Annotated in this window: 20 protein-coding genes and 1 riboswitch; of the genes, 12 read left to right on the top strand and 8 right to left on the bottom strand. The window is 61.4% G+C overall.

The window, feature by feature from the left end; translation table 11 throughout:
• Window positions 1-13 precede the first annotated feature (13 nt).
• Window positions 14-2,677 (bottom strand): alanine--tRNA ligase, encoded by a 2,664-nt coding sequence (alaS, locus tag O3S81_RS03245; protein WP_269340933.1) that lies wholly within the window; start codon window positions 2,675-2,677, stop codon window positions 14-16.
• Between the two features lie 229 nt (window positions 2,678-2,906).
• Complete coding sequence (gene recA, locus O3S81_RS03240) at window positions 2,907-3,998, bottom strand: recombinase RecA (RefSeq protein ID WP_269340932.1); 1,092 nt, start codon at window positions 3,996-3,998, stop codon at window positions 2,907-2,909.
• Window positions 3,999-4,244: 246 nt separating this feature from the next.
• On the opposite strand from recA, the gene O3S81_RS03235 reads away from it, so the two are divergent.
• Window positions 4,245-5,186 (top strand): carbohydrate kinase family protein, encoded by a 942-nt coding sequence (locus O3S81_RS03235; protein WP_269340931.1) that lies wholly within the window; start codon window positions 4,245-4,247, stop codon window positions 5,184-5,186.
• A gap of 30 nt (window positions 5,187-5,216) precedes the next feature.
• Window positions 5,217-6,140 carry a pseudouridine-5'-phosphate glycosidase gene (locus O3S81_RS03230; protein ID WP_269340930.1) on the top strand — a complete coding sequence of 308 codons (924 nt, stop codon included), beginning with the start codon at window positions 5,217-5,219 and terminating at the stop codon, window positions 6,138-6,140.
• Between the two features lie 289 nt (window positions 6,141-6,429).
• On the opposite strand, the gene O3S81_RS03225 is transcribed toward O3S81_RS03230, so the two are convergent.
• Complete coding sequence (locus O3S81_RS03225; RefSeq protein ID WP_269340928.1) at window positions 6,430-8,727, bottom strand: OmpA family protein; 2,298 nt, start codon at window positions 8,725-8,727, stop codon at window positions 6,430-6,432.
• Window positions 8,728-9,071: 344 nt separating this feature from the next.
• Here O3S81_RS03225 and O3S81_RS03220 point away from each other — a divergent pair, with 344 nt between their 5' ends.
• The 5 genes from O3S81_RS03220 (at window position 9,072) to O3S81_RS03200 (ending at window position 12,932) form a co-directional block, all read left to right on the top strand.
• Window positions 9,072-9,845: an ABC transporter substrate-binding protein gene (locus tag O3S81_RS03220; RefSeq protein ID WP_269340927.1), complete on the top strand. Its 774-nt coding sequence runs from the start codon at window positions 9,072-9,074 to the stop codon at window positions 9,843-9,845.
• A gap of 112 nt (window positions 9,846-9,957) precedes the next feature.
• On the top strand, window positions 9,958-10,761 hold the full coding sequence (locus O3S81_RS03215) for an ABC transporter permease (protein WP_269340926.1): 804 nt from the start codon (window positions 9,958-9,960) through the stop codon (window positions 10,759-10,761).
• Complete coding sequence (locus O3S81_RS03210; protein WP_269340925.1) at window positions 10,758-11,588, top strand: ABC transporter permease; 831 nt, start codon at window positions 10,758-10,760, stop codon at window positions 11,586-11,588. The genes O3S81_RS03215 and O3S81_RS03210 overlap by 4 nt, the downstream gene beginning before the upstream one ends.
• 168 nt (window positions 11,589-11,756) lie before the next feature.
• Entirely contained in the window at window positions 11,757-12,023 is a 267-nt protein-coding gene (locus O3S81_RS03205) for an usg protein (protein WP_269341388.1), read from the top strand.
• An 84-nt stretch (window positions 12,024-12,107) separates the two neighbouring features.
• Complete coding sequence (locus tag O3S81_RS03200; protein ID WP_269340924.1) at window positions 12,108-12,932, top strand: class I SAM-dependent DNA methyltransferase; 825 nt, start codon at window positions 12,108-12,110, stop codon at window positions 12,930-12,932.
• A gap of 219 nt (window positions 12,933-13,151) precedes the next feature.
• On the opposite strand, the gene O3S81_RS03195 is transcribed toward O3S81_RS03200, so the two are convergent.
• The 3 genes from O3S81_RS03195 to O3S81_RS03185 all read right to left on the bottom strand — a co-directional run bounded on the left by O3S81_RS03195 (window position 13,152) and on the right by O3S81_RS03185 (window position 14,950).
• Window positions 13,152-13,640: an Lrp/AsnC family transcriptional regulator gene (locus O3S81_RS03195; RefSeq protein ID WP_065115978.1), complete on the bottom strand. Its 489-nt coding sequence runs from the start codon at window positions 13,638-13,640 to the stop codon at window positions 13,152-13,154.
• Window positions 13,641-13,710: 70 nt separating this feature from the next.
• Window positions 13,711-14,364, bottom strand: a complete 654-nt coding sequence (locus O3S81_RS03190) for a uracil-DNA glycosylase family protein (RefSeq protein WP_269340922.1) — start codon at window positions 14,362-14,364, stop codon at window positions 13,711-13,713.
• Window positions 14,357-14,950, bottom strand: coding sequence for a thermonuclease family protein (locus O3S81_RS03185; RefSeq protein WP_269340921.1), 594 nt, complete (start codon window positions 14,948-14,950; stop codon window positions 14,357-14,359). Before O3S81_RS03185 ends, O3S81_RS03190 begins: the two co-directional genes overlap by 8 nt.
• 107 nt (window positions 14,951-15,057) lie before the next feature.
• On the opposite strand from O3S81_RS03185, the gene pdhS2 reads away from it, so the two are divergent.
• Window positions 15,058-16,593, top strand: coding sequence for a two-component system sensor histidine kinase PdhS2 (pdhS2, locus tag O3S81_RS03180; protein ID WP_269340919.1), 1,536 nt, complete (start codon window positions 15,058-15,060; stop codon window positions 16,591-16,593).
• A 1-nt stretch (window position 16,594) separates the two neighbouring features.
• On the opposite strand, the gene O3S81_RS03175 is transcribed toward pdhS2, so the two are convergent.
• Window positions 16,595-16,999 carry a diacylglycerol kinase gene (locus tag O3S81_RS03175; RefSeq protein WP_269340917.1) on the bottom strand — a complete coding sequence of 135 codons (405 nt, stop codon included), beginning with the start codon at window positions 16,997-16,999 and terminating at the stop codon, window positions 16,595-16,597.
• Window positions 17,000-17,007: 8 nt separating this feature from the next.
• On the bottom strand, window positions 17,008-18,042 hold the full coding sequence (cobT, locus tag O3S81_RS03170; protein ID WP_269340916.1) for a nicotinate-nucleotide--dimethylbenzimidazole phosphoribosyltransferase: 1,035 nt from the start codon (window positions 18,040-18,042) through the stop codon (window positions 17,008-17,010).
• A 152-nt stretch (window positions 18,043-18,194) separates the two neighbouring features.
• On the opposite strand from cobT, the gene O3S81_RS03165 reads away from it, so the two are divergent.
• The 4 genes from O3S81_RS03165 to ribB all read left to right on the top strand — a co-directional run bounded on the left by O3S81_RS03165 (window position 18,195) and on the right by ribB (window position 20,955).
• Window positions 18,195-18,980 carry an adenosylcobinamide-GDP ribazoletransferase gene (locus O3S81_RS03165; protein WP_331284170.1) on the top strand — a complete coding sequence of 262 codons (786 nt, stop codon included), beginning with the start codon at window positions 18,195-18,197 and terminating at the stop codon, window positions 18,978-18,980.
• A 19-nt stretch (window positions 18,981-18,999) separates the two neighbouring features.
• The gene (locus tag O3S81_RS03160) at window positions 19,000-19,191 is read left to right on the top strand and encodes a DUF1289 domain-containing protein (protein ID WP_269340913.1); all 192 of its coding nucleotides are present in this window, start codon (window positions 19,000-19,002) and stop codon (window positions 19,189-19,191) included.
• Window positions 19,188-19,895 carry a TIGR02281 family clan AA aspartic protease gene (locus O3S81_RS03155; protein ID WP_269340911.1) on the top strand — a complete coding sequence of 236 codons (708 nt, stop codon included), beginning with the start codon at window positions 19,188-19,190 and terminating at the stop codon, window positions 19,893-19,895. Before O3S81_RS03160 ends, O3S81_RS03155 begins: the two co-directional genes overlap by 4 nt.
• 150 nt (window positions 19,896-20,045) lie before the next feature.
• Window positions 20,046-20,195: riboswitch (FMN riboswitch) on the top strand.
• A 118-nt stretch (window positions 20,196-20,313) separates the two neighbouring features.
• The gene (gene ribB, locus O3S81_RS03150; RefSeq protein WP_269340909.1) at window positions 20,314-20,955 is read left to right on the top strand and encodes a 3,4-dihydroxy-2-butanone-4-phosphate synthase; all 642 of its coding nucleotides are present in this window, start codon (window positions 20,314-20,316) and stop codon (window positions 20,953-20,955) included.
• Window positions 20,956-21,028 lie beyond the last annotated feature (73 nt).

Here is a 21,028-nt window from a genome sequence, read left to right as displayed (position 1 = left end):
TGTGGTTTTAGGATCAGGCCGCCAGTGCCGCGGCCACCGCTTCGATGGCCTCCTGCGCCTTGGCGCCATCCGGGCCACCGGCCTGTGCCATGTCAGGGCGACCGCCGCCGCCCTTGCCGCCAAGTGCGGCGGAAGCAGTACGAACAATGTCCACGGCGCTGAAGCGCGCGGTCAGGTCTTCGGTCACGGCCGCAACAGCGCTTGCCTTGCCGTCTTCGGAAACCGCGATCAGCAGCACGACGCCGGAGCCGAGGTTGGCCTTGGCTTCATCAGCGAGACCCTTGAGGTCCTTGGCATCGATGCCGGACATGGACTTCGCCAGGAAATTGACGCCGGCCACCTGCTTGACGTCGCTTGCGCCGGCATCGGCAGAACCGCCGCCCATGGCAAGCTTCCTGCGGGCATCGGCAAGTTCACGCTCCAGCTTTTTGCGCTCGTCCAGCAGCCCTTCAACGCGCGAGAGAACGTCGCCCGGCTGTACTTTCAGCGACGACGCAAGCGCCTTCACCCGCTCATCCTGTTCGGAAAGATAGGCAAGCGCACCCTGACCGGTGACCGCTTCGAGACGACGCACGCCGGCACCAACGGCGCTTTCGCCGAGAATGCGGATGAGACCGATCTGGCCGGTGGCGCCCACATGGGTGCCGCCGCAAAGCTCGACGGAATAGGGACGGTTGGCTTTTGCGCCATGCAGGCCGGTGCCCATGGAGACAACACGAACCTCATCGCCGTATTTTTCACCGAACAGCGCCATGGCGCCTTCGGCAATGGCGTCGTCAACGCTCATCAGGCGGGTGACGACCGGCGAGTTCTGCAGCACGATTTCGTTGGCCATCTCTTCGACAACCTTCAGCTCCTCGGCCGACATCGGCTTCGGATGCGAAACGTCGAAGCGCAGGCGCTCGGGCGCAACCAGCGAACCCTTCTGGGCCACATGGGTGCCGAGCACTTCGCGCAGCGCCTCGTGCAGAAGGTGGGTGGCGGAGTGGTTGGCACGCAGGCGCGAGCGGCGTTCGTGATCGACCGTCAGCTGAACGGCATCGCCCACTTTCAGGCCGCCCTTGGAGACGGTGCCCATATGCACGAACAGGCCTTCGCCCCTCTTCTGGGTATCGGAAACGGCAAAGGCGCCGTTGTCGCCGGAGATCACACCGGTATCGCCCATCTGGCCACCGGACTCGCCGTAGAACGGCGTCTGGTTGACGACGACCTGCACGGTCTCGCCATCGGCAGCGCTCTCGACAGCCTTGCCGTCCCTGACGATCGCCAGGACGACGCCTTCGGCGGTTTCGGTGTCGTAACCGAGGAACTCGGTCGCGCCGAGCTTTTCCTTGAGCTCGAACCAGATTGTCTCGGTTGCCTTGTCGCCGGAGCCGGCCCAATGTGAGCGGGCTTCCGCCTTCTGGCGCTCCATGGCATCAGTGAAACCGGAAATATCGACGCCGATTTCGCGGGCGCGCAGCGCATCCTGCGTCAGGTCGAGCGGGAAACCATAGGTATCGTAAAGCTTGAATGCGGTTTCGCCATCCAGCATATCGCCCTTGTGCAGGGTCGAGGTAGCGTCGGAGAGCAGCGACAGGCCGCGTTCCAGCGTCTTGCGGAAACGGGTTTCCTCAAGCTTCAGCGTCTCGGAAATCAGCGCTTCGGCGCGCACGAGTTCCGGATAGGCACGGCCCATCTGCTGCACCAGTGCCGGAAGCAGCTTGTAGATCAGCGGCTCGCGCGCGCCGAGAAGCTCGGCATGGCGCATGGCGCGGCGCATGATACGGCGCAGAACGTAACCGCGGCCTTCGTTTGAAGGCAGGACGCCATCGGCGATCAGGAAGGCGGACGAGCGCAGATGGTCGGCGATGACCCGGTGGCTGGCGCGCTTTTCGCCTTCGGCCGGAACGCCGGTTGCTTCCACGGAAGCGGAGATCAGCGCACGGAACAGGTCCGTGTCGTAATTGTCATGCTTGCCCTGCAGCAGCGCCGAAATACGCTCCAGGCCCATGCCGGTATCGATCGACGGGCGCGGCAGGTCGATGCGCTCTTCCTTCGTCAGCTGCTCATATTGCATGAAGACGAGGTTCCAGATTTCAATGAAACGATCGCCATCCTCTTCCGGCGAACCGGGCGGGCCGCCCCAGATATGGTCGCCGTGATCGTAGAAGATTTCCGAACAGGGACCGCAGGGACCGGTATCGCCCATCGCCCAGAAATTGTCGCTGGTCGGAATGCGGATGATACGGTCGTCGGAGAAACCGGCGATCTTCTTCCAGAGGTTAAAGGCCTCGTCATCGGTATGATAGACCGTGACCAGCAGACGGTTACGGTCAATGCCGAATTCCTTGGTGATCAGGTTCCAGGCATGGGTGATCGCCTCTTCCTTGAAATAATCACCGAAGGAGAAATTGCCGAGCATTTCGAAGAAGGTGTGGTGACGGGCGGTATAACCGACATTGTCGAGGTCGTTATGCTTGCCGCCGGCGCGCACGCATTTCTGCGCCGAAGCGGCCGTGGAATAGGGGCGGCTTTCAAGACCGGTGAAGACGTTCTTGAACTGCACCATGCCGGCATTGGTGAACATCAGTGTCGGATCGTTGCGCGGCACCAGCGGGCTGGAAGGCACGATCTCGTGTCCGTTCTTCTTGAAGTAGTCGAGAAAGGTCGACCGAATTTCATTCACACCGCTCATGCCCACACACCGCTCACAGCTGGAGTCCATCACCGCCATCCCGAAGATGGCTATATTGCAAAATCACTGGCTTTTATCGTCCGCATCCTGCCCTGTCCAGCCATGGAGGCGAAGCAAGACATATAGGCAAGGAAAAAGGGCCGCGCGAAGAAAAATCGCACGACCCTTTTAATCCATATCAGTTCGGCAAAGTCTCCGGGCTGCGATACCCGGACCTTCGCGGACCGTATCAGCCCTCGTCGCTGCCGTCGTCACCTTCGCCGGCGTCCGGGCCACCATTCTGCAGGAAGCGGTCGGCGATCAGACCGGCATTCTGGCGCAGCGCCAGTTCGATCTCATTGGCCGTATCCGGATTGTCGCGCAGGAAGGTCTTGGCGTTTTCACGCCCCTGCCCCAGACGCTGGCTGTTATAGGAGAACCAGGCACCGGATTTCTCGACGATACCGGCCTTCACGCCGAGATCGACCAGCTCACCGGTCTTGGAAACACCTTCGCCATACATGATGTCGAATTCCACCTGCTTGAAGGGCGGCGCCATCTTGTTCTTGACGACCTTGACGCGCGTCTGGTTGCCGACAACCTCTTCACGCTCCTTGACGGCGCCGATACGGCGGATGTCGAGGCGCACGGAGGCGTAGAACTTCAGCGCATTACCGCCCGTCGTCGTTTCCGGCGAACCGAACATGACGCCGATCTTCATGCGGATCTGGTTGATGAAGATCACCATGCACTTCGACTTGGAGATCGAGGCGGTGAGCTTGCGCAGCGCCTGGCTCATCAGACGGGCCTGAAGACCCGGCAGGCTGTCGCCCATTTCGCCCTCGATTTCCGCCCGCGGCGTCAGTGCCGCAACGGAGTCGACCACGAGAACATCCACCGCGCCGGAGCGCACCAGCGTATCGGTGATCTCAAGCGCCTGCTCGCCCGTATCCGGCTGCGAGATCAGAAGGCCCTGCAGATCCACACCGAGCTTGCGGGCATAGACCGGATCGAGCGCATGTTCGGCGTCCACGAAGGCGCAGATGCCGCCCTTCTTCTGGGCTTCCGCAATCGTCTGCAGCGCCAGCGTCGTCTTACCCGAGCTTTCCGGGCCATAAATTTCAATGATGCGCCCCTTCGGCAGACCGCCGATGCCGAGCGCGATATCCAGGCTGAGCGAACCCGTCGAAACGGTCTCCACCTCAACCACGTTTTCATTGGAACCGAGCTTCATGATCGATCCCTTGCCGAACGACCGTTCGATCTGGGAGAGCGCCGCTTCCAGTGCCTTGCTTTTATCCACCGATTTATCCTCTACGAGACGCAAAGAATTTTGTGCCATCCGAACCACCTTTAGGTTATTGAAGCCGCACAGGCAATGAAGCAGTATGGAAACGGTATGTACTCTATTTGTTCTCATTTCGCAAGGCTGAGCCAGCATATTGAAAACAAATAGCGATAAGTAGTTTGTTCTGCTTTCGTTTTTCCGTGCCCGGCCCATCGCCGCAAACCGGATGCGAGGTCAGGAAGACATCAGTTTAGGCCGAATCGTCCGGTCTTTCCATCCGCCAAAGAGGGAAACGCAAGCGTGAAGAAAATACTCGTTCTGGGCGGCGCGCATATCGACCGGCGCGGCATGATCGAGACCGAGACGGCGCCCGGCGCCAGCAATCCCGGCTCGTGGATGGAAGAGGCCGGCGGCGGCGGTTTTAACGCCGCGCGCAATCTTTCCCGCCTCGGTTTTAAGGTCCGCATCATCGCCCCGCGCGGCGGCGATGTGACAGGAGAAGCCGTGGCGGAGGCAGCAAGGCAGGCGGGGGTGGAGGACACGCCCTTCGTCTTCCTCGACCGCCGCACGCCGAGCTACACCGCCATTCTGGAGCGCGACGGCAATCTGGTCATCGCGCTTGCCGACATGGACCTCTACAAGCTCTTCACCCCGCGCCGCCTGAAGGTACGCGGCGTGCGCGAGGCGATCACCGCCAGCGATATCCTGCTCTGCGACGCCAATCTGCCCGAAGATACGCTGACGGCGCTCGGCCTCATTGCCCGGGCCTGCGAAAAGCCGCTTGCGGCCATCGCCATTTCGCCCGCCAAGGCGGTGAAGCTGAAAGCGGCGCTCGGTGATATCGGCATTCTCTTCATGAACGAGGCGGAAGCCCGCGCACTGACCGGCGAGACGGCACAGAATGTCCGTGACTGGCCGGATATTCTGCGCAAGGCCGGGCTTTCCGGCGGCGTCGTCACCCGTGGCGCAAGCGAAGTGGTGGCCTTTAACGGAACAGAAAAAGCAATCCTCCACCCGCCCCTCATCCGTGAGGTGAAGGACGTCACCGGCGCCGGTGATGCCATGGCGTCGGGTTATCTCGCCGCCATTGCCGAGGGAAAGACGATTACGGAAGCATTGAGACAAGGGGCGGCCGCGGCCGCCATCACCGTGCAATCGCCCTTCGCCACGGCCCAGGAACTATCAAAAGACAGTGTCGACGCCATGTTGGGGCTTGTTCCCCAGGCTGAAATACTGGCATGAACCCGCTTTTGAAAATTGGAACAAACTAAAATGACCCGCCCCATCTCCCCGCTCCTGCCCATCGTCTATTCTCAGGAAGTCGCCGCCGCCAAGCAGCGCGGTGCGCCGATCGTCGCGCTCGAATCGACCATCATCACCCATGGTATGCCCTATCCCGGCAATATCGAGATGGCGGAAAGCGTCGAACAGATCATCCGTGATCAGGGTGCGGTTCCGGCCACCATCGCCGTCATTCACGGCAATTTGCATATCGGCCTTGAGAAAGACCAGCTCGAGGCGCTTGCGCAGACCACCGACGCCATGAAGGTCTCGCGCGCCGATATCGCCTTTGCGATCGCCGAGCGTCGCACCGGCGCCACCACGGTCGCCGCCACCATGATCGCCGCCGCCCGCGCCGGCATTCGCGTTTTCGCCACCGGCGGCATTGGCGGCGTGCACAAGGGCGCGGAAGAAAGCTTCGATATTTCCGCAGACCTGACCGAGCTTGCCAGGACCGGCGTGATCGTCGTCTGCGCCGGCGCCAAGGCAATCCTCGATATTCCGAAGACGCTGGAAGTTCTCGAAACCAACGGCGTGCCGGTCGTCACCTTCGGGTCTGAAGAATTCCCGGCCTTCTGGTCGCGCTCCTCCGGCCTGGCGAGCCCGCTCTCGCTGAACAGCCCTGCGGCAATCGCCAATTTCCAGGCGACCCGCGAACAGCTCGGCATCGATGGCGGCATGCTGGTGGCCAATCCCGTGCCGGAAGCCGACGAAATTCCGCGCGAGGAGATGGAAATCTACATCAACCGCGCCATCTCCCACGCCGAGCGTGATGAAGTCACCGGCAAGGCGGTCACGCCTTACCTGCTCGGCGATATCTTCCGCCTGACGGATGGGCGCAGCCTCGAGACCAATATTGCGCTGGTGCGCAACAATGCGCAGCTTGCGGCTGAAATCGCCGTGGCGCTGAACTGAGGCCATGCCTCCCCTCTTCTGTTCCGTTCGACAGCAGAGAGTCTTCGTCAAAATAGAGATGAGCCGGGGAGCTTTTGACTTCCCGGACATGGGAGGTCATCGCAAACGTCCCATCCGTCATGCTCGGGCCTGTCCCGAGCATCTGCGACGCCTCACCCGGTGAGACGTGATTGGATCCTCGGGACGAGCCCGAGGATGACGTCGAGTTGCTGGAAAGACCTGTCGCCAACAACAAAAAGGCCCGGAAAGCTTGCGCTTTCCGGGCCTTTGTTTTTCTTCCCGAACCCGATCAGTTCTGCGCGACGGGCTTCACCAGCGGCGTCACGCGGCGGATGGTGACGCGGCGGTTCTGCTGTTCCGGGCCGAGCGTCTGCACCTTCAGGTAACGCTCGCCATAACCCTGCGTCGCGAGGTTTTCCGGCGGAATGCCGTAAACGTCGGTCAACACATTGGCGACGGAGGCGGCGCGCTCGTCGGAAAGGACGAGGTTGCTTTCATCCGAACCGACGGCATCGGTATGGCCTTCGATCAGGAAGGTTTCCGCCGGGTTCTTGTTCAGCGCCTTGTTGATCGCATCCGCAACCTTGCGCAGCGAGCGGGCCTGCGTCATCGGAATTTCGGCGCTGCCGGTGGCAAAGGTGATGGTATCGAGGTCGATACGGCGCACCTTGTCGCGGATACGGGCCGAATAACGCACTTCGTCCAGCGAATAGACACGCTCCACAGGCTCGACGGGCGGCTGCTCCAGGAAGCGGTAATAATCGCGGTCCGGATCGCTCGAGGTGTCGATGATGTAGTCGGTCACGGGAATGCGCAGGCGCATCGGCGGCAGGTCGAGGCCCGGGTCGCGATAGACATAATCGCGGTCGGGATCGTCCATCAGTTCCGGTGCATAAAACAGCACATATTCCCGGCCGCGATCATCGATGCGCGAACGCTGGATGACGTCGCCGTAGCGGTTGCGGATCGTCACCACCTGCGTGCCGTCACGGCGCTCGACGGTTTCGCGCACACGGCCGCCCGGCAGGCGTTCGTAATAGGGCTCGCCGCCATCACGGATGAAGCGCTGGTTGTCGTCACCGCGCACCACGACACGGTCGCCGAACTGCAGGATGATCGGCGCGTCACGATCCCGGTCACGCGGACGGCCTTCGCGTGGCTGCCATTCACGCACGCCTTCCGGCCGCTCATATTGCGGACGACGGTCGATGCGCTCGCCCTGCTGGGAGGTGATCGCCTCCATCTTCACGGGCGGCGGCGGGACCTTGCCTTCGGCGGCACCGGCGCGCTGTGCTTCGGCGTCGGAGGTCGGAACCTTGACGTCACCGGCCTGTTCGCGCTCGCGGCGACGTTCCTCGCGGGTCTGGCGGTTGCCGGAGCGTTCCACTTCCTTGTCGCTGTCAAGAACGGCCGCGCCCTTGTCGACCGGCAGGATGACGGTGTCAGCGGTCTTGGACGGATCCTTGGCGATTGCCTTGGCCTTGTCCAGTTCCTCCTTCGTCATCGGCGGCGCTTCCGTCTGCGGCACGGCGACCTGATTGGGCACGGGCTCACCGGCCGGCGCCTGTCCGGTCGTCGCACCGCTCGGCGGCGGAGGTGTCGGGGCACCCGGCAGCGGCGCTGCGGGCTCCGTCCTGCCCTGGCCTTCGGCCGGCTGCTCGGAAGGCTGGCGGCCGGGTGCGGGGTTGGGTTGCACCTCAGGTGCCGGTGGGCGCGCAGGTGTTGGCGCTTCGGTCGGGACCGGCGCTTCCTTCACGGCGGGCTCGGGAGCTGCCGGCTTTTTCTCGGGAACGGGTTTTTCAGCCGGCTCGGCTTTCTGTTCCAGGGCCTTTTCCTCTACCTGCGGTTTTTTCGCGGGTGCCGGTTCGCGGGGCTTGGCGGGCTGCTCGGCGCTTTCCGGGCGCGCGGCGGGCTGCTGTTCGGCAGCGGGTTCCTTCGCAGGCTCCTTCGTGGGTTCCTTCTCCTTGCGGGGACGTTCCGGGCGTTGCTCGCCCTCGCCAGCCGGCTGTTCCGCCCGTTGAGGCTTGCGCGGACGTTCCTGCGGCTGCTGTTCGGCCGGTGCGGCGTCGGGCGCTGCCTCCCGCTGGCGTGCCGGGCGCTGTTCACCCTCGCCCTGCGGCTCCTGCGCACGTTCGGGTTTACGCGGGCGCTCCTGCGGCTGTTCGGCAGGTGCCGGCGCCGGTTCCGGGCGGGCCTCGCGCTGCTGGGGTTCCCGCTGCAGTTCGGGCTGCGCTTCGCGCTGGGGCTCCCTTTGGGGCTCCCGCTGGGGTTCGGGGCGTGGTTCGGCGGGTGCTTCGGCCTTCGGTTCGGGCGGCCGTTCACGCGGGGCTTCCGGCGCGCGTTCGTGTTTCTGAGGCTCGGCCTGCGGCTGCGCCTCCTCGGCCTGCTTGTGCTTCTTGCGCAGTTCCTCTTCCGGGTTCTCCGCTTCCGGCTGTGCCTGCGCCAGGATCAGCGGGCTCTGCGAATGGGGCATCTGTGTCTGCGCCCGCGCGGCGCCGGCAAAACCGGCGGCTGCCGGCTCCACCGCAATCGCCAGCGACATGAGGGGGAAAACCACCCCCGTCAGCAATGTGTTCTTCTTCAGCATCAGTGCTTCCTCATCTGCCATCGTTTTACGTCGCGTGTGCCGCGACATCGTGAATCCGGCTGCGCGTGCAGGCGCTGGTCAACGCCCGGCACACGCTTCGGTTCCCATGATGAACAAAGCCTTCTGTACCGGAAATGAACAGATCAAGGCGTTTTCGTGGAAGCTCTGCGGCACAAACGCGGTCGCTAATATTGCAGTTGCATTTTTTGACCAACCGGACGAATAATCTGATCCGCGCTGAAGGCCACAGGCGGTATAATCCGTTCTGCCGCGCCCAGCGCCCCTGGCGTCCGCACTGAAAACAACAACAGACTGCGGATGAACGACCAAAAGAGAGGATCGAAATGCCTATTTCCACCCGTCTGCTCGCAGCCGCATCGATTGCCGCCATCTCGCTGTTTTCCGGCGCTGCCCTCGCGCAGGACAAGATCGTCATCGGCACCGAAGGCGCCTACCCGCCCTTCAACAATCTCGAAGCCGACGGCACGCTGACCGGCTTCGACATCGACATCGCCAAGGCGCTGTGCGAACAAATGAAGGCCGAATGCACCTTCGTCACCAATGACTGGGACGGCATCATTCCCGCCCTGCAGGCCAAGAAGTTCGACGCCATCATCGCGTCCATGTCGATCACGCCGGAACGCCTCCAGAAGGTCGACTTCTCCAAGAAATATTACAACACCCCGCCGGCCATCGCCGTGCCGAAGGATTCGCCGATCAAGTCGCTCGACGATCTCAAGGGCAAGTCGCTCGGCGCGCAGGGTTCCACCACCCACTCCAACTATGCCGAAAAGCATTTTCCGGATGCCAACGTGAAGATGTATCCGACCGCCGACGAATATAAGCTCGACATTGCCAATGGCCGCATCGACGCCGTCATCGACGATATCGTCGTGCTTTCGGAATGGCTGAAGACGGATGCCGGCGCCTGCTGCAAGATCCTGACGCCGCTCAAGGTCGACGTCGAGATCAACGGCAATGGCGCGGGCGTCGCCGTTCGCAAGGGTGACACGGCGCTCGCCGACAAGTTCACCGCCGCCATCGCCGGTATCCGCGCCAGCGGCAAGTATCAGGAGATCAACAAAAAATACTTCGATTTCGACGTTTACGGCGAGTGAGCCTGTTCGATCTGTTGAAATCTGGTGGCGGAAGGCTTGCCCTTCCGCCATTTTTGTTTGAAAACGTCAGCATAACAATCACGGCGGCTTAAGACCGCGGGGGAAAACTGGCATGAGCGGAGCATTTTCCGCCATAGGTGCGTTCTGGACCTATGTCTCGACACTTCTCGATCCTTTCTGCGGACCGGTCGGTCTCTTCTCGCTTTTCGGAAACGGCACCCTCGTCGCCTGCGGCGATGCGGGTTGGGGCGATGAAATCGCCTTCGGCGTCAAGGTCACCATCTCGCTGGCGCTCGCCACCCTGCCCGTCGGGCTGCTGATCGGTTTCCTCATCGCGCTTGCCGCACAATCGGAAGAAAAATCGCTGCGGCTGGCGACCGGCATCTACACCACCATTTTCCGCGGCCTGCCGGAACTCCTGACGCTCTTCATCGTCTATTACGGCATCCAGATGCTGCTGCAATCGGTGGCCGGTTATGTGGGCATCACCGGTCCCGTCGAAATCAACGCCTTCGTGGCGGGCATGGTGGCACTCTCCGTGGTGTTCTCGTCCTATGCGTCTGAAGTGCTGCTTTCCGCCTTCAAAGCCATACCGAAGGGACAATATGAGGCCGGCCACGCGCTCGGCCTGTCGCGCGGCCGCACCATGGTGCTCATCATCATCCCGCAGCTCGTGCGGATCGCCCTGCCCGGCATGACCAATCTCTGGGTCATCCTGCTGAAGGACACCTCCTACGTCTCGATCATCGGCCTCGCCGACATCATTCGCCAGACCGGCATCGCCGCCCGCGTCAGCAAGGAAGCCTTCTTCTTCTACAGCATCGCCTGCCTGCTCTATCTCATCCTCGCGCTGCTTTCGTCCATCGGCATCGGTTTCATCGATCGCTGGTCACGCAAGTCGGAGGTGAGCCGATGAGCCATATTCAGGAACTCATTCCGCCACGCCCCGCGCCCGTCGTTGCGGACAAGCCGCTCAATATTTCGCGCATCGTCGGCATGGCCGTCATCGCGCTCTGGGCGCTGCTCGCCGCAGGGCTGATCTTCGCCATGATCGAAGGCTGGGACTGGGACAAGTTCGAGCGTTACGGGCCGCGCTATATCGATGGTCTCATCACCACCATCACCCTCGTCGGCAGTTCGATCATTCTCGGCGCCATTCTTTCCGTGCCGATCGCCTTTGCCCGCATGTCGGAAAATCGCGTCCTCGGCGCGCTGGCCTATACCTATGTCTATGTCTTCCGCAGCACGCCGCTGCTGGCGCAGCTTTTCCTGATCTATTACGGCCTCGGCAGCTTCCGTCAGGGGCTGGAGACCGTTGGCCTGTGGTGGTTCTTCCGCGAGGCCTGGTATTGCGGCCTGCTATCGCTCACCCTCAACACGGCGGCCTATCAGGCCGAAATCCTGCGCGGCGCAATCCGCAGCGTGCCGCGCGGCCAGCATGAGGGTGCGGCCTCGCTCGGCCTGTCGAAACTCGTCACCTTCCGCAAGATCATCCTGCCGCAGGCGCTCATCGTGGCGCTGCGCCCTTATGGCAACGAGATCATCCTGATGATCAAGGGTTCGGCGGTGGTCTCCATCGTCACGGTCTTCGATCTGATGGGGCAGACCCGTTACGCCTTTTCCCGCACCTTCGATTATCAGGCCTATCTCTGGGCCGCGATCTTCTATCTGACGATCGTCGAAACGCTGCGGCATGTCTGGGCATGGCTGGAAGCACGCCTGACGCGCCACCTCAAGCGCTAGGCGAAACATTGGCAGCACTCATCAAGAGCGGCTGCCAACATTTTGAAAAATATAAATATTTTGTGACAGTCCACGCCTTTGGCAAGCTTGGATTAACCCTGTCGTGTTCCCATATTCGATACAGCGGCAATGCTGTGATCGGCAATCATGGATACGGGAACCGCCGTCATGAACAAGGACATGGAAATGATGCTGAGAGGCTACGGCCTCACCACCGCGCAGATATTTTACCGCCTGCCGGACCATCCGCTGCTTCTCCAGACCTATGTCTGGCAGGACTATGATCTCGCCCCGGACTTCCCCGAAATGCACGGCTTCCTCAAATTCTGGCAGGAAAAGCTCGACGGGCCTTTGCACTCCGTCCGCTACGTGCACCGGCAGGTGATCTCGGCGCAGGAATGGCGCGCGCTCAAAGGAGAGTTCATCATCCACTGATGCGTCGCGTCACATAAGCATTGCGCCCATCCCCGATGCGGCTTACAGCAAACCTCAACTGAAGATGCTGACGGATAAGGCACGATGACGAAGAACCAGAAGATCGACGAAGAGGCGCTTGCCGAGGCCTATAACCGTGCACTCGCGCTCGAAAAAGCCGGCGATGTGGACGCGGCGGTGAAGGCCTATGAGGAAGTTCTGGCCATCGATCCGGAAGACCACGGCGGCGCGGCCGTGCGCATCGCCGCCATGGGCCGGGGCGAACAGCCGTCGAAAGCCCCCGATGCTTATGTCGAAACCCTGTTCGACCAGCACGCCGAAGCCTTCGAGGATATTCTTGTCGAGCAGCTCGGTTACGCCGTGCCGATGATGGTGCGCCAGCGGCTGCAGACACTGAACCTCGGCCCCTTCAAGCGCCTGCTCGATCTCGGTTGCGGCACCGGCCTCACCGGTGAGGCGCTGCGCGATATGGCTGACGACATCACCGGCATCGACATTTCCGAAAACATGGTCGAGATCGCCCATGAGAAGGATCTCTACGAGACGCTCTATGTCGCCGAAGCCGAGGACTTCCTCGAGGACAACGACGACGAGCCCTTCGACATCATCACCGCCACTGATGTGTTGCCCTATCTCGGCGCACTGGAGCCGCTGTTTTTCGGCGCCGCCGAAAACCTCAATGCCGGCGGTCTCTTGATCTTCTCTTCGGAAACCCTGCCCGAAGACATCATGGCCGGCCGCCCCTATATGGTCGGCCCGCACCAGCGTTTCGCCCATGCGGAAACCTATGTCCGGGAAAGACTGGCCGCGACCGGTTTCGAGGTCGTCGAGGTCACCGACATCAATGTGCGCATGCAGGACGGCAACCCCACGCCGGGCCATCTGATTATCGCCAAGCTCAAGGGCTGAGGCGGCGTCGCGGCATCTTTCTTCTCCCCGCCGGGGAGAAGAAAGATGCCGCGGAGGCTCGTTTCAATGCGACGAACCCGCTTTGCTGAATCAATATCTCATCAACTCCGCCCAGCGGCTTGAAGAGATTCGACTTTCCGTCACCGAAACCCACAAAACGAAAAATGCCCTTCCCGACGACCGGAAAGGGCATTGCTCAAAAACCGGATTGGCAGCGGATCACTCTTCGCCGGATTTCGGGTTATCCAGCAGCATATAGTCGAGCGGCAGTTCCGTCGTATATTTGATCTGTTCCATCGCGAAGGCGGACGAGACGTCGCGGATTTCGATCTTGGCGATCATCCGCTTGTAGAAGGCGTCATAGGCGGCAATATCCGGCACGACGACGCGCAGCAGATAATCGACATCGCCGCTCATGCGATAAAATTCCACGACTTCAGGAAACTCGGACACCACCTCGGAGAAACGCTTCAGCCATTCGATGGAATGGGAAGCAGTGCGGATGGAGACGAAAACCGTGACCTTGGTGTTGACCTTGCCCGGATCGAGCAGCGCCACACGCCGGCGGATGACGCCATCCTCTTCCATCTTCTGGATGCGCCGCCAACAGGGCGTTGTGGAAAGGCCGACCTTCTTCGCAAGGTCAGCGACGGCCAGTGTGGAATCCTCTTGCAAAATGCGCAAAATCTTACGGTCAAGGCGATCCAATGCGTCTATCCTCCTGAATTAATTTCCTTTCAATACACTAATTTTTGCAGAAAAACAGAAAATTGTTTCACTAAATCCGCATTTCCACATGTTGCCACAGAACCGGAAGCAATTCCTCGGTGAACCACGGGTTCTTTTTCAGCCAGCCGGTGTTGCGCCAGCTTGGATGCGGCAGGGGAAAAATGCCGGGGCCGGAATTGGCATGGAGGTAGCTGCGCCAGTCATGCACGGTTTCGGTCATGGTTTTGCGTCGTTTTTCGCCCAGGTGAAAAGCCTGCGCATATTGGCCTACGGCGAGGATCAGCTCCACCTGCGGCATCGCCACCATCACCCGCTCCCGCCAGTGCGGCGCACATTCACGTCGTGGCGGCAGGTCGCTGCCACTTTCGTCATAACCGGGAAAACAGAACCCCATTGGCACGATGGCAAAACGATCGCGATCGTAAAATGTCTCCCGGTCGACATTCAGCCACTGCCGCAACCTGTCGCCGGAAGCATCGTTGAAGGGCAGCCCGGTTTCGTGCACGCGCAACCCCGGCGCCTGCCCGGCAATCAGGATGCGGGCCTTCTTCGACATGACGACCACCGGCCGCGGTTCGTGCGGCAGGCGATCGGCCATTCCCTTGAGCGGCTTGTCACGACAGAGACGGCAGCGGGCGATCTCGCCGCGCAGCCCATCCAGCCCGTCATCAAGCCCATCATCCAGCAGATCCGGCTCAGCCATGGTTCCACCCCAGAAGATGGCGGATGATGGTCAGGAAACCCGCGGCCGGCGTCTCGATATCCGCCGCCCGATGCTCGCGCCGCCATTGTGACGGCTTTTCGAATTCGCCCGCCCAGATGCCCCGTGCCTGCCGGCGGGCCGCCGCCTGTTCGCCTGAAAACTGGAAATAACCGGAGGCAACGGCAAAACCCGCCGACACCATTTCCGAGGAAACATCCTGACCGCCCGCGGAACAATAAACCAGCAGCCGTCCGTAACGGTCCCTCGAGCTGCCGGAACAGGAAAAATCCCGAGCGCCGGCCAGCCGTTGCAGCACACGGCGCGCCTCCTCACCGCAAGGCCAGCTCCCACCGTCACGCAGGCATGTCTGCGCAAGCTCCGGCGCATCGATACCGAGCAGCCGGAACCGGTCTTCGCCCTTAGACAGCGTGTCGCCATCGATCACAAAGAAACGACCGACATAGGTTTCGCTGTTGATCTGGTCCAGCTTGGCGGCGATGAGAATGCCGAGAAAAACCGTGGCGAGAAAAAGCCCGCCATCGCGAAAGGCCGAAAAACGCCCGCGCCTGCCTCCATTTCGTCTCATGTCACAACAAACCCTTGTCAGAAATGGCAAACAAATCCTTTCACGGCAGCATCTTCTTAAGATTTTGGGCGTAGCCTGCAAGGGTTCATGTCACTCGCGTTGTAACAATGAGTAAAAGCGTCAGCACGTCCACCGACAAGATCATCGTCGACCGGTCGAGAAAACACCGTAACAAGGCGGTTTTCGACACGGTGAAGACGACGCGTGAACGCCTGCAGCAGGGGGCCGGCGCTAGCGACGCCTATGAACGCGAAATGCTGACCATGCACATCGCCGAGACCCTTCAGGGCGCGATGATCATGCCGCTTTTTATCGTGCTTGCCTCCATCATCGGCCTCTATATCACCCGCGACATCGGTTTGATCCTCTGGTCGCTGATCGCGCTGAGCTTCCATGCCATATCCCTGCTGCTGGCCAAACGGGCGGCGAAACAGGAGATCACGGTCGAAAATCTCCAGCATTGGAAAAACCTCTTTCTCGGCGTTCAGATCCTCATCGGCTGCGCCTGGGCGATGTTCGCACTGGTCGAGCCAGTGCGCAACGACCCGACACTCGTGCTTTTCTTCAAGGGCTCGACGCTGCTGATCGCGCTTTCGCTGACCGCCATGGCCGGTTTCATGCTGCGGCGCGCAACCTTCGTGACCTTCCTGCCGGTTCTGGCGGCCCTGTGCATGACCTCGGCCATCTCGCGCGATCCCTTCGATGTCGGTCTTGCGCTGATGTTCGGCATGGCGATCCTCTTCTGTCATCGCATCACCAGCCGGCTTTACCAGACCAGCGTCAAGCTCCTCTCCTCGCAGACGGAGAAGGACGACCTGATCGCCGAACTCGAAGTCGCCAATTCCGTTTCCGACGAAGCGCGGCGGCGCGCCGAAGAGGCCAATCTGGCGAAATCACGCTTTCTCGCCTCCATGTCGCATGAGCTCAGAACCCCGCTCAACGCCATTCTCGGCTTTTCCGAGGTCATGTCGTCAGAGGTGCTCGGCCCGCTCAACAATCCGCTCTACAAGGAATACTCCGGCGACATCCATCGCTCCGGCCAGCATCTGCTCGATCTCATCAACGAAATCCTCGATCTGTCGCGTATCGAGGCCGGCCGCTACGATCTCAACGAGGAATCCATCTCCATGCTGGAAATCGCCGAGGATTGCATCGGCATGATCCAGCTGCGCGCCCGCGCCAAGAACATCAGGATTTCCCAACAGTTCGAAACCAGCCTGCCGCAGGTCTGGGCCGATGAAAAATCCATCCGTCAGGTCATTCTCAACCTGCTTTCCAACGCCGTGAAGTTCACCCCGCAGGGCGGCGAGATTCTGGTGAAGGCGGGTTGGACTGCGGGCGGCGGGCAATATGTGTCGATCAGGGATAATGGCCCCGGCATTCCCGAGGACGAAATCCCCGTGGTGCTGTCGGCCTTCGGTCAGGGATCGATCGCGATCAAGAGCGCAGAACAGGGAACGGGCCTTGGCCTGCCCATCGTTCAAGCCATCCTCGCCAAGCATGATGGCCAGTTCATCCTGAAGTCGAAGCTGCGCGAAGGCACCGAAGGCATCGCCATCCTGCCGGCCAAGCGCGTGCTGCAAAGCCTGCCGGCGGTGGAAGAAACCCACGCCGTCCAGCCGCGCCGCCGGTCCTTCGCGTAAATCAGAAGAACAGCGTCGCCACCAGCGAATAGAGCACGAAAAATCCGTTCGCCAACAAAAGGCAGAAGACGGCGAAGGAGCCGAGGTCCTTGGCATGCCGCCCGACGGAGGAGATTTCCGGCGAAATGCGGTCCACCAGCTCCTCGATAGCGGTATTCAGCGCCTCGACCGAAAACAGAAGCAGCATCAATACCATGAAGGTGAGAAGATGCGCAAAGGGCGCGCCGATCACCAGAAGCAGGGCGAGCCCGACGCCAAAGGCCAAAACTTCGTGGCGGAACGCCGCTTCCTGCCACAACCGGCCAAGCCCCTGCACGGAATAACGGGCGGCGGCAAAAAGATGCCGCCAGCCTTTTTCCTTGCGAAAGGCGGGTTCCGGTTGCTTCTTTTGCGGCGTCACGTCCATCTTCGGCCTCAATGGTCGGTGCGGGAGCTGATGCGGGTGTCCACACCCGCCGCTTCGAAGGTCGCCATGCCGGAATGGCAGGCGGCAGCGGCCTTGACGATGCCCGCGGCAAGTGCTGCACCGGTGCCTTCACCGAGCCGCATGCCAAGCGCCAGAAGTGGTGTCTTGCCGAGCTTTTCGATGGCGGCAAGATGACCCGGCTCACCCGAGACATGGCCGATGAGGCAATGGTCCAGCGCCGAAGAATTGGCGGCCTTCAGGAGAGCGGCAGCGGCTGTTGCCACATAACCGTCAATCAGCACGGGGATGCGCTGCACGCGGGCGGCCAGAATGGCGCCGGCAATCGCCGCGATCTCGCGCCCGCCGAGACGGCGCATGATTTCCAGCGGATCGGACAGGTGGTCCTTGTGGAATTCCACCGCAGCCTTAACCGCCGCGATCTTGCGGGCCATGACCTCACCTTCCGAACCCGTGCCGGGACCGGTCCATTCTTCCGCCGTGCCGCCATAGAGCGCCAGATTAATCGCGGCGGCAATCGTGGTGTTGCCAATGCCCATTTCACCAACGCAGAGAAGATCGGTGCCGCCGGCAATCGCCTCCATGCCAAAGGCCATGGTGGCGGCGCAGTCACGCTCCGAAAGGGCCGGCTCACAGGTGATGTCGCCGGTCGGATAATCGAGCGCCAGGTCGAAGATTTTCAGGCCGAGATCATTGGCCACACAGATCTGGTTGATCGCCGCGCCACCTGCTGCAAAATTCTCCACCATCTGCTGGGTAACCGACGTCGGATAAGGCGTGACGCCATGGCGGGTAACGCCGTGATTGCCGGCGAAAATCGCCACCAGCGGGCGGGTGACGGCGGGCGAACGGCCGGACCAGGCGGCCAGCCACATGGCGATTTCCTCGAGACGGCCGAGCGAGCCGGCAGGCTTGGTCAGCTGCGCATTGCGCTCCTTGGCCGCCACAAGCGCGTGCGTATCCGGGCCGGGAAGCTCGCGCAACAGCGCGCGGAAATCATCGAAGGGCAATCCGCTCATGCTCATGATATCTGTCTCTCTCATCGCCGGGTTGGCTTTCGCATCGGCTCATGCGTCCGGAACTTGTGTTTTCCGGCAAATCGGTCTTTGTTGCGCCTCTCATAATCGCGGATGCGCCGCGGAACAACCGGAAATGCAGCGACTGCAACGGAGAGAGCATGAAGGCCGGGGATTTTATAACAGATGTCATGCATTCCGTTGCCTTTCTCAGCCGCCTGCCGGTTCCTTCCCGGTTTTTCGAAGATACCGACGGCACCTCCATGCGTCGCACTGCACGGACCTTTCCCGCCGCCGGCCTGCTGATCGCCCTGCCCGCCGCTTTCCTGGTGGTGATTTTCGCCGGCTTCGATGCCTCGCCGCAGCTCACGGGCTGGCTCGCCATCGGCCTGACGGCGCTCATCACCGGCGCATTGCATGAGGACGGGCTGGCCGACATGGCCGACGGTTTCGGCAGCGGCAAGGACAAGGCCCGCATGCTGGAGATAATGAAGGACAGCCGCATCGGCAGCTATGGCACCATCGCCATGGTTCTGTCCTTTGCACTGCGTGCCACAGCGCTTGCGTCGCTGATCGAGACCCTGCCCGGAAAAACCGCCGCTGCCTGCCTGATCGCCGCCCTTGTCCTCAGCCGCGCCCTGATGGTGTGGCACTGGCAGGCCCTGCCCGCCGCCAAGACCTCCGGCATTGCCGCAAATGCGGGCCAGCCGGGCGAAAGCGAACGCAACATCGCGCTGGTGAGCGGTCTGCTTCTCTTCATACTCTTCACGCTGCACGCCCTGCCGCTTGTCGCCATCGCATGTGTGCTGGCCGCCGCCGTCCTTGCAGCGGTGCTGTTTGGCAGGCTCTGTGACAGGAAGATCGGCGGCCATACCGGTGACACCATCGGCGCCTGCCAGCAGATCACGGAGATCGTTACTCTCGTCGCCCTTGCCCTTGCGACATGACGGCCTGATATAGAACGCCATGGAAACACCCTGCATCCATATCTGCCGCCTCGACGCGACCAATAGTTTCTGCATCGGCTGCGGCCGCACGCTGGATGAAATCGGCAGCTGGGCAGGGTATAGCGACGAGAAGCGCCGCACGATCATGCGGGCGCTGCCGCAGAGACTGGAAAATTTGAGCGAGAGCGCCAGGGAGACACATACCGCATGAACAGACTGACCATCGTTCTCCTTCTGCTGGCCGTCGGCCTTGGCCTGCTGCTCATCAATCATGACGGCGGACGGACGCTCGGCATCGACAATGATCAATTCGCCCAGGTCCTTTATCTTCTGCCCATCGCCGGTCTCCTCTCCGCCGGCATATTGGCGGGAAGGCGCGGCAGCTTCGGCACCGTCATCCGCCAGCTTGCGGTCTGGCTCGTCATCATCCTCGGCCTCGTCTCGCTTTACCTCTATCGCTACGACCTGCAATCCTTCGCCGACCGGCTGCTGGGCGGCCTGATGCCCGGCCGCGCCGTGATGGTGACAACGGCCGGCGGCGAGCAGGAAATCGTGCTGCACAAGTCGATGAGCGGCCATTTTGAGGCGAATGTCGTCATCGAAGGCAAGACCATTCATATGCTGGTCGATACCGGCGCAAGCTCGGTGGTGCTCGCCAATGCCGATGCAGCCGCAATCGGCATCGACACGACGGGCCTGCGCTACACCGTACCCGTCATGACCGCGAACGGCCGCACGTCGGCGGCGCCCGTCACCCTGTCCGAGATCGGCATAGGCCCGATCGTACGGCGCAACATCCCTGCCCTCGTCGCGCAGGACGGGCAATTGGGCCAGAGCCTGCTCGGCATGAGCTTCCTGTCCACACTCGGCTCGCTACAGATGCAGACCGACGAATTGCGGCTGCGCGACCGGTAACGCCAACCACCGACAGACCGATCTCCGGGCCGCCATAGGTCCGGAAAGGAAATGCCCCATTTCGAATATATTTGGGACGTTCTTTTCGCCTATTGAGAATCCGGCAAACCATTGCCCCTTGATTCCCCCTCATTTGATAATTTATGTTGGTTCCGTTCTCAGGGCGGGGTGCAATTCCCCACCGGCGGTATCGGGATTTTCCCGGAGCCCGCGAGCGCTTCCGGTCTCCAAAGCCGGAAGGTCAGCAGATCCGGTGAGAGGCCGGAGCCGACGGTATAGTCCGGATGGAAGAGGACAAGGCATAAGACGCCCGCGCGTAGCGGGCTCGCATTGCATTGTTCGCCCAAGGGATATTTGGCGCTTCGTGAAGCGCGAAAATGCCGCAAAACGGCATAACCCTTGAAAGGCTTGAAAGAAAATGACTATTGCCAGAATTGAAGATGCCATCGAAGCCATTTCCCGTGGCGAGATGGTGATTGTCGTCGACGACGAGGATCGCGAAAACGAAGGCGATATCATCGCCGCTTCCGACAGCATCACGCCGCAGCAGATCGCCTTCATGATGAACCATGCGCGCGGCCTGATCTGCGTCGCCATTCCGGGCGAGCGCCTCGATGCGCTCGATATTCCGCTGATGGTGCCGCGCAACACCGAATCCATGAAAACGGCCTTCACCGTCTCCGTGGATTATATTCCCGGCACCACGACAGGCATTTCTGCCGCCGACCGGGCAAACACGGTGCGCGCTCTGGTATCGGAGAGCTCACGCCCGGACGATTTCGCCCGCCCCGGCCATATCTTCCCGCTGCGCGCCAACCCGGAAGGCGTTCTCGGCCGCACCGGCCATACCGAAGCGGCCGTTGATCTCTGCCGTCTTGCCGGGAAATTCCCCTGCGGCACCATCTGCGAAATCGCCAATGATGACGGTACCATGGCCCGCCTGCCCCAGCTCAGGGTCTTCGCCGAACGCCACGGCCTGCTGATCGTCACCATCAAGGACCTCGTTGCCTATCTGAAGGGCGAGGAGCTTGAGGACGTGGTGCAGAAGCAGGTCGCCTGATCTGCACACCCTGTGTCGTGAATACAAAAACGCCCGGCGAGAGCCGGGCGTCAATCTGATAAAATCAGGTCAG

Origin of the sequence: Agrobacterium sp. SOY23 (genome assembly GCF_027212525.1) — a bacterium.
GTDB lineage: Bacteria > Pseudomonadota > Alphaproteobacteria > Rhizobiales > Rhizobiaceae > Agrobacterium > Agrobacterium tumefaciens_I.
Note: the sequence above shows the minus strand (reverse complement) of the source record. Positions and strands in the feature narration are given on the sequence as shown.

Bases quoted from the DNA above. Each gene is read 5' to 3' on its own strand.
- alaS (WP_269340933.1), bottom strand. From the start codon at position 2,677: ATGAGCGGTGTGAATGAAATTCGGTCGACCTTTCTCGACTACTTCAAG.
- recA (WP_269340932.1), bottom strand. From the start codon at position 3,998: ATGGCACAAAATTCTTTGCGTCTCGTAGAGGATAAATCGGTGGATAAA.
- O3S81_RS03230 (WP_269340930.1), top strand. From the start codon at position 5,217: ATGACCCGCCCCATCTCCCCGCTCCTGCCCATCGTCTATTCTCAGGAA.
- O3S81_RS03225 (WP_269340928.1), bottom strand. From the start codon at position 8,727: ATGCTGAAGAAGAACACATTGCTGACGGGGGTGGTTTTCCCCCTCATG.
- O3S81_RS03220 (WP_269340927.1), top strand. From the start codon at position 9,072: ATGCCTATTTCCACCCGTCTGCTCGCAGCCGCATCGATTGCCGCCATC.
- O3S81_RS03215 (WP_269340926.1), top strand. From the start codon at position 9,958: ATGAGCGGAGCATTTTCCGCCATAGGTGCGTTCTGGACCTATGTCTCG.
- O3S81_RS03210 (WP_269340925.1), top strand. From the start codon at position 10,758: ATGAGCCATATTCAGGAACTCATTCCGCCACGCCCCGCGCCCGTCGTT.
- O3S81_RS03205 (WP_269341388.1), top strand. From the start codon at position 11,757: ATGAACAAGGACATGGAAATGATGCTGAGAGGCTACGGCCTCACCACC.
- O3S81_RS03200 (WP_269340924.1), top strand. From the start codon at position 12,108: ATGACGAAGAACCAGAAGATCGACGAAGAGGCGCTTGCCGAGGCCTAT.
- O3S81_RS03190 (WP_269340922.1), bottom strand. From the start codon at position 14,364: ATGGCTGAGCCGGATCTGCTGGATGATGGGCTTGATGACGGGCTGGAT.
- O3S81_RS03185 (WP_269340921.1), bottom strand. From the start codon at position 14,950: ATGAGACGAAATGGAGGCAGGCGCGGGCGTTTTTCGGCCTTTCGCGAT.
- pdhS2 (WP_269340919.1), top strand. From the start codon at position 15,058: ATGAGTAAAAGCGTCAGCACGTCCACCGACAAGATCATCGTCGACCGG.
- O3S81_RS03175 (WP_269340917.1), bottom strand. From the start codon at position 16,999: ATGGACGTGACGCCGCAAAAGAAGCAACCGGAACCCGCCTTTCGCAAG.
- cobT (WP_269340916.1), bottom strand. From the start codon at position 18,042: ATGAGCATGAGCGGATTGCCCTTCGATGATTTCCGCGCGCTGTTGCGC.
- O3S81_RS03165 (WP_331284170.1), top strand. From the start codon at position 18,195: ATGAAGGCCGGGGATTTTATAACAGATGTCATGCATTCCGTTGCCTTT.
- O3S81_RS03160 (WP_269340913.1), top strand. From the start codon at position 19,000: ATGGAAACACCCTGCATCCATATCTGCCGCCTCGACGCGACCAATAGT.
- O3S81_RS03155 (WP_269340911.1), top strand. From the start codon at position 19,188: ATGAACAGACTGACCATCGTTCTCCTTCTGCTGGCCGTCGGCCTTGGC.
- ribB (WP_269340909.1), top strand. From the start codon at position 20,314: ATGACTATTGCCAGAATTGAAGATGCCATCGAAGCCATTTCCCGTGGC.